The sequence below is a fragment of the Kitasatospora sp. NPDC087315 genome, assembly GCF_044744345.1.
Lineage (GTDB): Bacteria > Actinomycetota > Actinomycetes > Streptomycetales > Streptomycetaceae > Kitasatospora.
The window spans coordinates 1-13,915 of sequence record NZ_JBIUYD010000052.1 but is presented as its reverse complement, the minus strand read 5'-3'; the positions used below and the strand labels follow the sequence as shown (position 1 = coordinate 13,915).

The following is a 13,915-nucleotide window of genomic DNA, read 5'->3' as shown; positions in this document are numbered from 1 at the left end:
GTGCGGTCAAGAGGGTGTTCAGGTCGGTCGTCACAAACTGATCTTGGACACCCTCTGCCCTTTGGCGGGCCAGAACTTCGGATCTACTCGTCTAGGGGGCGGATCCGGGTCCGGCTCCGGGATCGGGGCGCTTGACTTCACCGTCACGCGATATATCGTCTTTAAAAGAGAACGCGATACATCGTGAGTCGCAACGGGAGGCGGCAGAGATGAGCCAGTGGACGGTCGAGGGACCCGACAGGATCACCATCGACGAAGCGGTCCGCGCGCTGCACGTGCGGATCATCGACGGCACGGTGAACGTGGTGGCGGCCGAGGGGCCGGCCCGCCTGGAGGTCACCGAGCTCAAGGGCGAACCGCTGCACGTCACCCTGGTGGACGGCGTCCTGACGGTCACCTACAAGGACATCAGCGGCTGGAGCGAGTTCGGTGAGGTGCTCAAGTCGGTCGACTCGGTCAAGGGGTTCTTCGCCTCGTTCAAGCGCAAGCGGGTGGCCGGGATCACCCTGACCGTGCCGGCCGCCGCCGAGGTCAAGGTGGGCGCCGTCTCGGCGGACACCACCGTCTCGGGCATCGCCGGGCACGTCTCGGTGCAGAGCGCCAACGGCGACACCACCCTGGTCGGCCTGGCCGGCCGGACCGACATCAACACCGTCACCGGCGACGTGGACGCCCAGTCGGTGGCCGGACAGCTCCGGCTGAACACCGTCTCCGGCAAGCTCACCGTGGTCGCCGGCACCGCCGACAGGGTGCAGGCCAACGCCGTCACCGGCGCGGTCACCCTGGACCTCGACGCGGCCACCCCGACCGACATCAAGGTCACCACGGTCAGCGGCCCGGTCGGCGTCCGGCTGCCCTCGCTGGCCGACACCAAGGTCGAGGCCGGCACCAACAGCGGCGACATCTCCAGCACCTTCGAGCAGCTCAAGGTCGGCGGCACCTGGGGCGCCAAGCGGCTCTCCGGCCAGCTCGGCGACGGCAAGGGCAGCCTCGCGGTGACCACCGTCTCGGGCTCCGTCACCGTGCTGCGCCGCCCCGACACCGAGGAGGACGGCCCGGTGGTCGTCAAGGAGCTCCCGGCCGGCCCCGACCTCACCAAGGAGGCATGATATGAGCCCCGTCTTCGGCCACGGCCGGCTCCGGCTCTACCTGCTGAAGCTGCTCGACGAGTCCCCCCGGCACGGCTACGAGGTGATCCGCCTGCTGGAGGAACGGTTCCAGGGCCTGTACGCGCCCTCGGCCGGCACCGTCTACCCGCGGCTCGCCAAGCTGGAGCAGGAGGGCCTGGTCGCGCACAGCACCGAGGGCGGTCGCAAGGTCTACCGGCTCACCGACGCGGGCCGCACCGAGCTGGCGGCCCGCCAGGGCGAGCTGGACGAGCTGGAGCTGGAGATCCGCGACTCGGTGGCCCAGCTCGCCGGGGCGATCCGCGAGGACGTCCGGGACAGCGCCAAGGACCTGCGCGAGGAGCTGTGGAGCGCGGCGAAGAAGGCGCAGCAGGAGGCGCCGGAGCAGGCCGGGGGCGGGGACCCGTGGGCCGGACCGTGGGGGGACAAGGACGCCTGGCAGCGCGCCAAGGAGGAGTTCACCCAGTTCAAGAAGCAGGCGCGAGAACAGGCCAAGCGCGCCAAGGAGCAGGAGAAGGCGGCCAAGGCCAAGGCGAAGGCCGCCGAGGAGGAGGCCCGCCGGCTGCGCGAGCAGTCCCGGGCCGCGCGGACGGCGGCGCAGCAGGAGGCGCTGCGGATCAAGCGCCGGGTCGAGCAGCAGGTCCGTGACCACGCGGCCCGCGGCGACTGGCCGACCGGGCTGGCCGAGGGGCTGTCCGAGCTGACCAGGGGTCTGGCCGGGCTCGCCGACGCGGCCCGCTGGGGCCACTCGGCGGAGGAGCGGAGCGAGCAGGCCGCCGAGCAGGTCACCGTCACCCGGATCGACCTCGACAAGGACGGCACCGGCGGGCCCGCCGCCGTACCGGCCGACCTGCCGGCGTGGACGGCGACCGACCCGGCCGGTGACCCGGCCCGGGAGCTGGAGCGGCTGCTCGACCGCTTCCGCGACCAGGTGCGCGACGCCGCCCGGGACGGCGGGGTGAGCGCCGACCGGCTGGCCGAGGCCCGCTCGGTGCTGGGTACGGCGGGCGAGCGGCTGCGGCGGCTGCTGGGCTGACCCGCCACCGGGCGACGGCCGATGCGGCGGGCCCGGCACTCCTCGGGGGAGGTGCCGGGCCCGCCGCGTGGGTCGCGTCGGACCGGGCCGTCAGGGCGTGAGGACGATCTTCCCGAAGACGTCGCCCTTGGCGAGCCGGGCGAAGCCGTCCCGCGCCTCGGTGAGCGGCAGCACCGAGTCGATCACCGGCCGGACACCGGCGGTGGCGCAGAGCGAGAGCAGCCCGGCCAGCTCCTCCTTGCTGCCCATGGTCGAGCCGACCACCCTGAGCTCCAGGAAGAAGATCCGGTTGAGCTCGGTGGCGGTCGGGTTGGCTCCCGAGGTGGCCCCGGAGATGACCACGGTGCCGCCCGGGCGCAGCGACTTCACCGAGTGCGCCCAGGTGGCGGCGCCGACCGTCTCCATCACCGCGTCCACCCGCTCGGGCAGCCGGGCGCCGCTCGCGAAGGCGGCGTCCGCGCCGAGCCCCAGCGCCCGCTCGCGCCTGGTCTCGTCCCGGCCGGTGACCCAGACCCGCAGTCCGGCCGCCTTGCCGAGGACGATCAGCGCGGTCGCCACGCCGCCGCCGGCGCCCTGCACCAGGACGGTGTCGCCCGGCTTGACCCCGGCGTTGGTGAACAGCATCCGATAGGCCGTCAGCCAGGCGGTGGGCAGGCAGGCGGCCTGCTCGAAGCTGAGTTCGGCGGGCTTGGGCAGCAGGTTCCAGGTGGGGACGAGCACCTGCTGGGCGAAGGTGCCCTGGTAGCGCTCGGTGAGGATGGACCGCGGCTCGTCCGGGCCCACGCCGTGGCCGGTCTGGCCGATCACCGAGTGGACGACCACCTCGTTGCCGTGCTCGTCGACACCGGCGGCGTCGCAGCCGAGGATCATCGGCAGCCGCTCGACGGGCAGCCCGACCCCGCGCAGCGACCAGAGGTCGTGATGGTTGAGGCTGGCGGCCCGGACGGTGACCAGGCTCCAGCCGGGGCGGGCCTGCGGCTCCGGGAGTTCACCCGACTCCAGTCCGCTCAGCGGGTCGTCGGCGTCGATTCGTGCGGCGTAGGCGGCAAACATGGTCCGGACGATAGCCGCGACGGGCGGGGCCCGGTAGCCCTCTCCCCTCCCCCCGGGTCGCCTCCGGGCGCTCGGACCCGCCGCCGACACTCCTCACTCCGGCGCTCGTGCCTCGCTTGTCGCTCGTCGCTTTCGGCAGCGGGGCGCCCTTCGGCTCCCCGGGGAGCCGAAGGGCGCCCCGGGGAGCCGAAGGGCGCCCCGGGGAGCCGTTGACGCCGGGTCAGCGGCGGGCGACGCCCTCGGCGCGGGCGGCCTCGGCGACGGCCCTGGTGACGGCCGGGGCGACCCGCTCGTCGAACGGCGAGGGGATCACCTTCTGCGGGGTCAGCTCGTCGGCGACCACCCCGGCCAGCGCCTTGGCGGCGGCCAGCTTCATGCCCTCGGTGATCCGGGCGGCCCGGACCTGGAGGGCGCCCGCGAAGATGCCGGGGAAGGCCAGCACGTTGTTGATCTGGTTCGGGAAGTCGCTGCGCCCGGTGGCGACGACCGCCGCGTAGCGGTGCGCGACCTCGGGGTGGATCTCCGGGGTGGGGTTGGCCATCGCGAAGATGAACGCGCCCTCGGCCATGGTGGCGACGACCTCCTCCGGCACGGTGCCGCCGGAGACGCCGATGAAGACGTCGGCGCCGGCCATCGCGTCGGCCAGCGAGCCCTTGAGGCCGGCCCGGTTGGTCTGCGCGGCGATCTCGGCCTTGACGTCGGTGAGGTCGCCCCGGCCGTCGTACACCACGCCGCGCCGGTCGCAGACCGCGACATCGCCGATGCCGGCGGCCAGCAGCATCTTGGCGATGGCGATGCCGGCCGCGCCGGCGCCGGAGATGACGGCGCGCAGGGAGCCGATCTCCCGGCCGGTGATCTTGGCCGCGTTCCACAGCGCGGCGGTGGTGACGATCGCGGTGCCGTGCTGGTCGTCGTGGAAGACCGGGATGTCCACGGCCTCCTGGAGCCGGCGCTCGATCTCGAAGCAGCGGGGGGCGGAGATGTCCTCCAGGTTGACGCCGCCGAAGGAGGGCGACAGCCGGACGACGGTCTCGATGATCTCGTCCACGTCGGTGCAGGCGAGCGCGATCGGGACGGCGTCCACCCCGCCGAACTGCTTGAACAGGATGGCCTTGCCCTCCATCACGGGGAGCGAGGCCTCCGGGCCGATGTCGCCGAGGCCGAGCACGGCGGTGCCGTCGGTGACGACGGCCACCGTGTTGGACTTCCAGGTGTAGTCGTTCACGAGCTCGGGCTGTTCGGCGATGGCCGTGCAGACCCGTGCGACACCGGGGGTGTAGGCGAGGGACAGGTCGTCCGCGTCGCGCACCGGGACGGTCGCCCGGATCTCCATCTTGCCGCCGCGGTGGAGCGCGAAAACGGCGTCGACCGGATCGTCGGTGTCCTGGGTGCTGCTGTGGATGATCTCCGCTGCCACGATGACCTCTTCGTCATTGGTTCAGCGAGGACGCGTGACCGACGGGCGGACGACCCCGCCGGAAACCGGAAACCGGGTACGCCGAAGCGGACCCGGAACGGGGGTCGGGGCGCTGCCGTCGGGGCGGCGCCCTCGGATGAGGGTGTTCTGTCTTAATTTGTCGGCACTGTGCTTCCGGGCCGAGCGTAGGCCGGACGACGGCATCGCACCTATGCCTTTTCGTCCTCGTCACGTGCATTTCATTCGCCGACAGCCACCTTGACGGCGTCCGGCGTCGGAGGCACCGGGCCCCGGCGACGGCAATGGCGAACGAGTACCCACACCCGCGGGAGTGAACACAGACACGGAGGTGAGCCGGTGCCTCGGATACGGAGTCGACGTCGGAGACTTCCGTTCCTGCGCACCCCGAGCCTGTCGCGACTCGGCGGTCTGGGTTCGAGCATCGGGGGTCTCCCGGTACCGAATTCTGACACACCCGGTACCCGGCCCGGCAGGCCGGGAGGGCGGGACCGCCCGTTCCGCCCGCGTACGCCTGCGTACGCCTGCGCGGCGCTCCGGCAGCACCCCGCCCCTCCCGGCACGGCACGGCACGGCGAAAACCGCATACCTATACGGAGGGTGACAGGGACACGGTATTCGTCCGAATAGCGGACAAGGTGCACCCTCGTTATCCGATTTTGATCTGAATGAGGGCCACCCGGCCGTCGTCAGATGGCAGGATTCCCCCCATCTCGGATCGAGCCGGCCACTGGTCGAGGCGGTTCGGTCAACGTCCACCTCGGCGGAGGGTGGCGGAAGCAGTCCCCTGCACCACCCTGCGCGAACCCCCGCCCAGGCCATGCACGACCGGCACTGCCCGTACGACGACGCACAGCGAAATACACCCGGTACAGCGCCGAACGGCCTGCTGCCCCGGTGCGCCGCGCCCCCGCGGCGCGCTCCGCCCGACCTCTCCCTCAGGAGGAGATCCCCCATGACCGCCCGTACCCAGCGCACCCGCCTCCTCGCGGCCGGCGCGGTAGTCGCGTCCGTCTCGCTCGTCCTGACCGGCTGCGGCAGCAGCAAGTCCTCCTCCGCCTCCGGCGGTTCGGGCGCGGCCAACCCGAGCGCCAGCGTCGCCGCCGTCACCGCCGACCCGGCGCTGGCCGCCCTCGTGCCGGCCGACGTCAAGTCCTCCGGCAAGCTGGTCGTCGCGGCCGACGCCTCCTACGCGCCCAACGAGTTCAAGGACGACAAGGGCAACATCGTCGGCATGGACGTCGACCTGGCGAACGCGGTCGCCAAGCGGCTCGGCCTGACCGCCGACGTGCAGAACGCCGACTTCACCTCGATCATCCCGGGTATCGCGGCCAAGAAGTACCAGCTCGGCATGAGCTCCTTCACCGACACCAAGGAGCGCGAGCAGACCGTCGACATGGTCACCTACTTCACCGCGGGCAGCGCGATCGCCGTGAAGAAGGGCAACCCGGACAAGATCGACCCCAAGGACCTCTGCGGCAAGAAGGTCGCCGTCCAGACCGGCACCACCCAGGCCGACGAGGTCCGTGACACGCGCAACCCCGACTGCGCCAAGGACGGCAAGCCCGCCATCCCCGGCGACGGCGACAAGTTCTCGCTCCAGACCGATGTCACCCAGGCCCTGGTGGCCGGCCGCGACCAGGTCATGATGGCCGACTCCCCGGTGATCGACTACGCGCTCAAGCAGACCAACGGCCAGCTGGAGAAGCTCGGCGACACCTACGACAGCGCGCCCTACGGCATCGTCCTGGAGAAGGGTTCCGGGCTGACCAAGGCCGTCCAGGGCGCCGTCCAGTCGCTGATCGCCGACGGCACCTACAAGCAGATCCTGCAGAAGTGGGGCGTCGAGGCGGGCGCGCTCGGCACGTCCGAGATCAACGCCGCCAAGAGCTGACCTCCGCCGAACCACACCCCCTGAGGCGACCTCATCGTGAAAACTTCCGACCAGGGGCAGGTGACACCGGGACGGTCCGAGACCATCAAGGCCGTCCCGGTCCGCCACCCCGGACGCTGGGCCGGAGCAGTCGTCATCGTCGTCCTCCTGGCGATGCTGCTCAACGCCCTGATCAACAACCCCGCCTTCCAGTGGGACGTCGTGGGCGACACCCTCTTCAACGACCAGATCCTGCACGGCGTCGGCGTCACGCTCGAACTGACCGCGCTGGCCATGGTGATGGGCGTGATCGGCGGCGTCGTCCTCGCGGTGATGCGGCTCTCGCCCAACCCGCTGCTCTCCGGCACCGCCTGGCTCTACATCTGGATCTTCCGCGGCACCCCCGTACTGGTCCAGCTGGTCTTCTGGAACTTCCTCGCCGCGATCTGGCCCAAGCTGTCGCTCGGCATCCCGTTCGGGCCGGCGTTCTGGTCCGAGTCGACCAACTCGCTGATCCCGGTCTTCACCGCGGCGCTGCTCGGTCTCGGCCTCAACGAGGCCGCCTACATGGCGGAGATCGTCCGCGGCGGCCTCCAGTCGGTGGACGAGGGCCAGACCGAGGCCGCCCACGCGCTCGGCATGAGCCGCGCGGCCGCGCTGCGCCGGATCGTCCTGCCGCAGGCCATGCGGGTGATCATCCCGCCGACCGGCAACGAGACCATCTCGATGCTCAAGACCTCCTCGCTGGCGAGCGCCATCGCGCTGGAGGAGCTGTACCAGGCCGGCCACAACATCTTCTCGCGCACCTTCCAGACCATCCCGGTGCTGATCGCGGTCTCCGTCTGGTACCTGTTCCTGACCTCGCTGCTCACCACCGGCCAGTACTACATCGAGCGGCACTACGCCCGCGGTACCAACCGGACGCTCCCCCCGACCCCGGTCCAGCGGCTCCGCCGCCTGTTCGCCGGCAAGCCCGTGCCGAGCGGGAAGCACGACGTGGTTCCCGGCCTTGAGGGAGGTGGCCACGTATGACCGATCTGACCAAGACCCCCGCGACCCCGGCCGACGCCGGCACCGACGGCCCGATGGTCAGGGCCGAGGGCGTGCGCAAGTCGTACGGCCTGGTCGAGGTGCTCAAGGGCATCGACCTGGAGGTCAAGCAGCGCGAGGTGTTCTGCCTGATCGGCCCCTCCGGCTCCGGCAAGTCGACCTTTCTGCGGTGCATCAACCACCTGGAGAAGATCAACGCCGGCCGCCTCTGGGTGGACGGCGAACTGGTGGGCTACCGGCAGAAGGGCGACCGGCTGCACGAGCTCAAGGACCGCGAGGTCGCCCTCAAGCGGCGCGACATCGGCATGGTGTTCCAGCGCTTCAACCTCTTCCCGCACATGACCGCGCTGGAGAACGTCATCGAGGCGCCGGTCCAGGTCCGCAGGGAGGCCAAGGCGTCCGCCAGGGAGCGGGCGATGGCCCTGCTGGAGCGGGTCGGCCTGGCCGACAAGGCGAAGAGCTATCCGTCCCAGCTCTCCGGCGGACAGCAGCAGCGCGTCGCGATCGCCCGCGCGCTGGCCATGAAGCCCAAGCTGATGCTCTTCGACGAGCCCACCTCGGCGCTCGACCCGGAGCTGGTCGGCGAGGTGCTGGACGTCATGCGCGGTCTGGCCGACGAGGGGATGACGATGATCGTCGTCACCCACGAGATGGGCTTCGCCCGCGAGGTCGGCGACGCGCTGGTCTTCATGGACGGCGGTGTGGTGGTCGAGTCCGGCACCCCCCGCGACGTGCTCACCGACCCGCAGCACGAGCGCACCCGCGCGTTCCTGTCCAAGGTGCTCTAGGACGCTCCCGTCGGCGCCCGGCAGGCCGGACCTGCCGGGCGCCGACGCCTGCCCCGCCCAGGTAATAGGCTGGAGCCAGTCAGCCCGTTACCGATTCTGGAAGGACCACCGTGGAGCTCGCCTCGTACGCCGACCTCGCCGTCCGGCTGGTGAACACCGAGGAGCCCGAGCGCGGCACCGACACGCTGACCTCGGTCGACGCCGTCCGCGGCCTGTTCTCCGAGAACACACGTGCCGCCGCGCTCGCCGACGAAGCCGACCTGCCCCGGCTGCGTGCCGTCCGGACCCGGCTGCGCGGGGTCTTCGAGGCCGCCGCCGAGGGGGACGAGATCCGGGGTGTCGACCTGCTGAACAGCCTGCTGATGGAGTACCCCGTCAGCCCGCTGGTCTCCGGCCACGACTACCTGGACGACGCCGGGCGCCCGCGCTGGCACCTGCACCTCGCCGACAACTCGCCCACCGCCACGGCCCACTTCAGCGCGGTCGCCTGCATGGGCCTGGCCGTCCACCTCACCGAACTGGGCGCCGACCGGCTCGGCATCTGCCAGGCCGCGCCCTGCCGCAACGCCTACCTGGACACCTCCACCAACCGCTCCCGGCGGTACTGCTCCGACCGCTGCGCCACCCGCGCCAACGTCGCCGCGTACCGGGCCCGCAAGCGCCAGGAGGCCGCCGTCCTGGCCGGGCAGGGCTAGCGGCCCTCCGGGCTAGAGATCCTCCGGTCGGACCCAGACGCCGAGCCGGCGGGCCAGGCCCGGCACCCGGACCAGCGGGCCCAGCAGCAGGCGCTCCAGCCGGCGGCCCGGGGCCAGCCAGGCCGGCCGGGGGCGCAGCCGCAGCAGCACCCGGCCGAGCACCAGCTCGTCCGGGACGGCGCCGTAGCTGCGGCTGTCGCTGTCGACCAGCCGGTTGTCGGACAGCAGCCACCAGCCCTTCGGGCGCCGGCCGTCGGCCCGCTTCACCACGAGCAGGTCCTGCTGCAACGGGTGGCGGACCACCACCACGGCGCCCGGCCTGATCCGCGCCCCGTACCGGACCAGCAGCCGGTCGCCCTCACGCAGCGTCGGCACCATCGAGTCCCCCGCCACGTCGATCAGTCCGAACGGTGCGGCACCCCCGCGGGTGCCGCCCTCCGGTTCCGCCATCCGCGTCACGACTCCTCCTCCCGGCTCGCCGCGTCCCAGTCTGCCGTACGGACCGTCACCCGCCGGTGTCCGGATTCACCCGGTTCCGGGTCCGCCTTTTGCCCTAGGCCCACCGACCGATCGCGAAACCCCGTGACCGGAAGGGTAATCTCGGGCGCGGGAAGACGATCTAAGGAAGGACTCCCATGTTCTCTCGTCTGTTTGCACCGCGTGCCACCGCGCACGCCCACTGCGACCTGCCCTGCGGCGTGTACGACCCGGCGCAGGCGCGGATCGAGGCCGAGTCGGTCAAGGCCACCCAGGAGAAGTACCAGGCCAACGAGGACGCGCACTTCCGCGCTCGCGCCGTCATCATCAAGGAGCAGCGCGCCGAGGCCGTCAAGCACCACATCTCGGTGCTGTGGAGCGACTACTTCAAGGCCCCGCACTTCGAGAAGTACCCGCAGCTGCACCAGCTGATCAACGACACCCTGAAGGCCGCCTCGGCCGCCAAGGCGTCGACGGACCCGGCCACCGGCCAGGCCCTGCTCGACCTGATCGCCGAGGTCGACAAGATCTTCTGGGAGACCAAGCAGGCCTGACCGCCGCTCGGCCTCCGTCGACCGCCCCCGCCCGGACCACCACACCGGACGGGGGCGGTCGCGCGTTTCCGGGACATGCCCGGCGGCACCTGTAAGGGTTGCCTGGCCTTAGCGCTTGTTATGCTGCCAGGGCGTCCCATGGGGGAAGTCCGGTCCGAATCCGGCGCTGACCCGCAACGGTGGACGGGGCCCCGGCCCCGTGAGCCCGATCGCCCTGGGGCGCCGACCTCCCGACAACTCGCCGTGGAATGCGAGGGGATGGCGCCCCGGCCCCGCCACGGCCCGGGCGCTTCGCCCCGCGCCGCCCACGGCCCGAGGCGAAGGCGCGCCCCCCTCGTGAGCACCGCAGTGACCGCACCGGTCCGTCGAATACCCGCCGCGCCCCTGGCCGCCGGCCTGGCCGCGGCCCTGCTGCTGTCGCTGGTCTGCGGGGTCGCCCTGGGCTCCTCCGACCTCGGCTGGTCCCGGGTCCTGCGGCTGCTGGGCGCCGGGCTGACGGGCGGTCGGCTGGAGGCCGAGGAGGCGGCGGCGTACGTGATCGTCTGGGAGATCCGGCTGCCGCGCACCGTACTGGCCGCCGTGGTCGGCGCCGGGCTCGCGGCCACCGGGGTCGCCGTGCAGGCCATGGTCCGCAACGCCCTGGCCGACCCGTTCGTCCTCGGCATCTCCTCCGGCGCGGCGGTCGGCGCCAACGCCGTCCTGCTCCTCGGCGCCTTCGCCTCCCTCGGGGTCTGGGCGCTCTCGGTCTCCGCCTTCGGCTCGGCCCTGCTGGCGATGCTGCTGGTGTACGCGGCCGCCCGGACCGCCTACGGGCTCACCCCGCTGCGGCTGGTGCTCACCGGCACCGCGATGTCCTACGGCTTCTCCGCGGTGACGGCGCTGATGGTGTTCGGCGCCGCGCGCGGCGAGGCGGCCCGCAGCGCCATGATGTGGCTGCTCGGCAGCCTGGGCGGGGCGACCTGGGGCTCGGTGCCGATCGCCGCCGTCACCGTGCTGGCCGGCCTGGCCTGCCTCGCCCTCTCCGCCGGGCGCCTCGACGCGCTCGCCATGGGCGACGAGACGGCGGCCTCGCTCGGTGTGGACCCCGACCGGCTGCGCCGGCAGCTGTTCGTGGTGACGGCGGCCGTCACCGGCACCGTCGTCGCGGTCAGCGGCGCGATCGGCTTCGTCGGGCTGATGGTGCCGCACCTGGTGCGGATGCTGGTCGGCGCCGGCCACCGCCGGGTGCTGCTGGTCGCGCCGTTCGCCGGGGCGCTGCTGCTGGTCTGGGTGGACATCGTCTCGCGCACCCTGCTGGCGCCCGCCGAGCTGCCGGTCGGGGTGGTCACCGCGGTGCTCGGGGTGCCCTGCTTCCTGTTGCTGATGCGCCGCCGCGGCTACTCCTTCGGAGGCCGCTGATGGGCACCGGCGCGAACGCCGACCCGAGCACCGACACCACGGACACCCCGGAGACCGCCATCGAGACCGCCCTGGACATCGCCGTCGACGGGCTCTCGGTCGACATCGCCGGCGCCCGGCTGGTCCACGACATCACCCTGGACGCCGCCGCCGGACAGGTGGTCGGCCTGGTCGGACCGAACGGCAGCGGCAAGTCGACCCTGCTGCGCTGCGTCTACCGGGCACTGCGGCCCGCCGCCGGCGCCGTCCGGCTGGGCGGCGAGGACCTGCACGCGCTCACCCCCCGCGAGGCCGCCCGGCGGGTCGCCGCACTGCCGCAGGAACACTCCGCCGAGTTCGACTTCACCGTGGCCGAGGTGGTCGGCATGGGCCGGCTGCCGCACCGCAGCGGATTCGCCGGCCCGACCGGCGGGGACGACCGGCGCTGCGCCGAGGCGCTGGCCCGGGTCGGCGCGGACCACCTGGCCGGGCGGGGCTTCCTGAGCCTGTCCGGCGGCGAGAAGCAGCGGGTGCTGATCGCCCGCGCGCTCGTCCAGGAGCCCCGGGTGCTGGTGCTCGACGAACCCACCAACCACCTGGACATCGCCCACCAGTTGGAGGTGCTGGCGCTGGTCCGGGCGGCCGGGCCGACGGTGCTCACCGCGCTGCACGACCTCAACCTGGCGGCCGGCCACTGCGACCTGCTGTACGTGATCAGGGCCGGCCGGATCGTCGCCTCCGGACCGCCCGTCGAGGTGCTGCGCCCCGCGCTGCTGGCCGGGGTGTTCGGCGTCCGCGCGACCCCCGTACGGCACCCCGAGACCGGCGCCGTCCAGCTGCTCTTCGACCGGCTCCGCTGACCCCGCTTCCCCTCCCGCCCTTTCCGCCCCCTCCCCCCGACCCGAGGAACTCCCATGCGCACCAAGGCCGTCGCCGCCACCGCCCTGCTCACCCTCGCGCTGACCGCGTGCGGGGCCGAGATCGCCCCGAGCGGCGAGGCCGCGGCGGGCTCCGACCACTACCCGGTGACCGTCGACAACTGCGGCACCAAGGTCACCTACAAGGCGAAGCCCGCCCGGACGGTGACCAACGACGTGGGCATCACCGAGCTGATGCTCGCGCTCGGCCTCACCGACCGGATGGCCGGCTATGTGATGCCCGACGAGAAGGGCGACCTCGCCAAGGTCCCGTGGAAGGACGGCTACCAGCAGACCGCCTGGCTCTCCAAGCAGCCGATCACCAAGGAGCTCGTCCTGGACGCCCGGGCCGACCTGGTGTTCGCCGGCTGGCACTACGGCTTCGGCGAAGCCGACGGCTTCACCCCGCAGGTGCTGGCCGGCCTCGGCATCGACTCCTACGTGCTCAGCGAGTCCTGCCGCAGCGGCAAGGGCCCGGAGCGCGGGGTGATGTCGCCGCTGGACGCGCTCTACACCGACCTGGCCAACCTCGGCGAGATCTTCGACGTCCGCGACCGGGCCGACAAGCTGATCGCCGACTTCCGGGCGCAGGTCGCCGCCGTGCCGCAGCCCGAGCACCGGCCGGGCGTCTTCCTCTACGACAGTGGTGAGGACAAGCCGTACACCTCGGGCAGGTACGCCGCGCCCGAGGAGATCATCGCCAAGGCCGGCGGGCGCAACGTGATGGGCGACGTCGCCGACTCCTGGACCACCGTCGGCTGGGAGAGCGTCGTGCAGCGCGACCCCGAGGTGATCGTGATCAACAACTACGGTGACACCGACGCCGAGGCGAAGCGGAAGTTCCTGAAGTCCTTCCCGCCGCTGGCCGGCGTCGCCGCGGTCAGGAACGACCGGATCTTCGTGCTGGACTACGTCGACCTGGTGGAGAGCCCGCGCAACCCCGCCGCGATCACCGCCCTCGCGGCCTATCTGCGGTCCACGCCGGCGGCCTGAGCACGGGCCGGTCCGGCCCGGCCCGGCGGGCGTACGCTCGGAGTACGAGCCCGACGGAATCCGACCGGAGGAGCGAGAACATGAGCACCATGGCGGCACCTTCCGACTTCGACACCGCCGCCCTGCGCGAGGGCATCGAACGCGGGGACGCCGAGACCCTCCTCGCGCTCTACGCCGACGATGCCGAAGTGCGCATGGTCGACCACAAGACCCAGCCCAGCCATCCGCTGGTGATGCACGGCCGGAGCGAGATCGGCGCGATGCTGCGCGACATCTACGGCCGGGAGATGACCCACACCCTGGAACAGGTGGTGGTCCAGGGCGACCACATCGCCTTCATGGAGGCCTGCCAGTACCCCGACGGGGTCCGGGTCCTGGCCACCTCGGTCGCCGACCTGCGGGACGGCCGGATCGTCGACCAGACCTCGATCCAGGCCTGGGACGAGGCCTAGGCCCAATGCCGGTGACTTTGTGGTCGGTGTCTCGTTGGTTGTGGTGTGGCGAGGGTGGGGCAGGTCAAGTCGCCTGCGGATGAGCGGA

Annotated in this window: 14 protein-coding genes and 1 riboswitch; of the genes, 11 read left to right on the top strand and 3 right to left on the bottom strand. The window is 72.1% G+C overall.

All coding sequences use genetic code 11. The features are described from left to right. Positions 1-209: 209 nt before the first annotated feature. Positions 210-1,109: a DUF4097 family beta strand repeat-containing protein gene (locus tag ACIO5D_RS38280; protein ID WP_363604722.1), complete on the top strand. Its 900-nt coding sequence runs from the start codon at positions 210-212 to the stop codon at positions 1,107-1,109. A 1-nt stretch (position 1,110) separates the two neighbouring features. Continuing rightward, a complete protein-coding gene (locus ACIO5D_RS38275; protein WP_363604720.1) occupies positions 1,111-2,163 on the top strand; it encodes a PadR family transcriptional regulator in 1,053 nt (350 codons plus the stop codon). Between the two features lie 90 nt (positions 2,164-2,253). Here the strand turns inward: ACIO5D_RS38275 and ACIO5D_RS38270 are convergent, their stop codons facing one another. Then, positions 2,254-3,216 carry a zinc-binding dehydrogenase gene (locus tag ACIO5D_RS38270; RefSeq protein WP_400800906.1) on the bottom strand — a complete coding sequence of 321 codons (963 nt, stop codon included), beginning with the start codon at positions 3,214-3,216 and terminating at the stop codon, positions 2,254-2,256. A gap of 220 nt (positions 3,217-3,436) precedes the next feature. Then, positions 3,437-4,633, bottom strand: coding sequence for an NADP-dependent malic enzyme (locus ACIO5D_RS38265; RefSeq protein ID WP_400655238.1), 1,197 nt, complete (start codon positions 4,631-4,633; stop codon positions 3,437-3,439). 973 nt (positions 4,634-5,606) lie between these two features. On the opposite strand from ACIO5D_RS38265, the gene ACIO5D_RS38260 reads away from it, so the two are divergent. The 4 genes from ACIO5D_RS38260 (at position 5,607) to ACIO5D_RS38245 (ending at position 9,057) form a co-directional block, all read left to right on the top strand. Then, on the top strand, positions 5,607-6,545 hold the full coding sequence (locus ACIO5D_RS38260; RefSeq protein ID WP_363604716.1) for an ABC transporter substrate-binding protein: 939 nt from the start codon (positions 5,607-5,609) through the stop codon (positions 6,543-6,545). 36 nt (positions 6,546-6,581) lie between these two features. Beyond that, a complete protein-coding gene (locus tag ACIO5D_RS38255; protein ID WP_363604715.1) occupies positions 6,582-7,556 on the top strand; it encodes an amino acid ABC transporter permease in 975 nt (324 codons plus the stop codon). Then, positions 7,553-8,362: an amino acid ABC transporter ATP-binding protein gene (locus ACIO5D_RS38250; RefSeq protein WP_363604714.1), complete on the top strand. Its 810-nt coding sequence runs from the start codon at positions 7,553-7,555 to the stop codon at positions 8,360-8,362. The genes ACIO5D_RS38255 and ACIO5D_RS38250 overlap by 4 nt, the downstream gene beginning before the upstream one ends. A 110-nt stretch (positions 8,363-8,472) precedes the next feature. Next, positions 8,473-9,057, top strand: a complete 585-nt coding sequence (locus ACIO5D_RS38245; protein WP_363604713.1) for a CGNR zinc finger domain-containing protein — start codon at positions 8,473-8,475, stop codon at positions 9,055-9,057. A gap of 12 nt (positions 9,058-9,069) precedes the next feature. Here the strand turns inward: ACIO5D_RS38245 and sodX are convergent, their stop codons facing one another. Continuing rightward, positions 9,070-9,507, bottom strand: a complete 438-nt coding sequence (sodX, locus tag ACIO5D_RS38240; RefSeq protein ID WP_363604905.1) for a nickel-type superoxide dismutase maturation protease — start codon at positions 9,505-9,507, stop codon at positions 9,070-9,072. A 185-nt stretch (positions 9,508-9,692) separates the two neighbouring features. Here sodX and sodN point away from each other — a divergent pair, with 185 nt between their 5' ends. From sodN to ACIO5D_RS38215, 5 genes are all read left to right on the top strand, one after another. Next, positions 9,693-10,088: a superoxide dismutase, Ni gene (gene sodN / locus ACIO5D_RS38235; protein ID WP_189915683.1), complete on the top strand. Its 396-nt coding sequence runs from the start codon at positions 9,693-9,695 to the stop codon at positions 10,086-10,088. Positions 10,089-10,200: 112 nt separating this feature from the next. Next, positions 10,201-10,320: riboswitch (cobalamin riboswitch) on the top strand. A 104-nt stretch (positions 10,321-10,424) separates the two neighbouring features. Then, a complete protein-coding gene (locus ACIO5D_RS38230) occupies positions 10,425-11,486 on the top strand; it encodes a FecCD family ABC transporter permease (protein ID WP_400655233.1) in 1,062 nt (353 codons plus the stop codon). Then, the gene (locus ACIO5D_RS38225) at positions 11,486-12,325 is read left to right on the top strand and encodes an ABC transporter ATP-binding protein (RefSeq protein ID WP_400800903.1); all 840 of its coding nucleotides are present in this window, start codon (positions 11,486-11,488) and stop codon (positions 12,323-12,325) included. The genes ACIO5D_RS38230 and ACIO5D_RS38225 overlap by 1 nt, the downstream gene beginning before the upstream one ends. Positions 12,326-12,379: 54 nt before the next feature. Then, positions 12,380-13,375, top strand: coding sequence for an ABC transporter substrate-binding protein (locus tag ACIO5D_RS38220; protein ID WP_400800901.1), 996 nt, complete (start codon positions 12,380-12,382; stop codon positions 13,373-13,375). Between the two features lie 80 nt (positions 13,376-13,455). Next, the gene (locus ACIO5D_RS38215) at positions 13,456-13,827 is read left to right on the top strand and encodes a nuclear transport factor 2 family protein (protein ID WP_363604709.1); all 372 of its coding nucleotides are present in this window, start codon (positions 13,456-13,458) and stop codon (positions 13,825-13,827) included. The last annotated feature ends 88 nt before the right edge of the window (positions 13,828-13,915 follow it).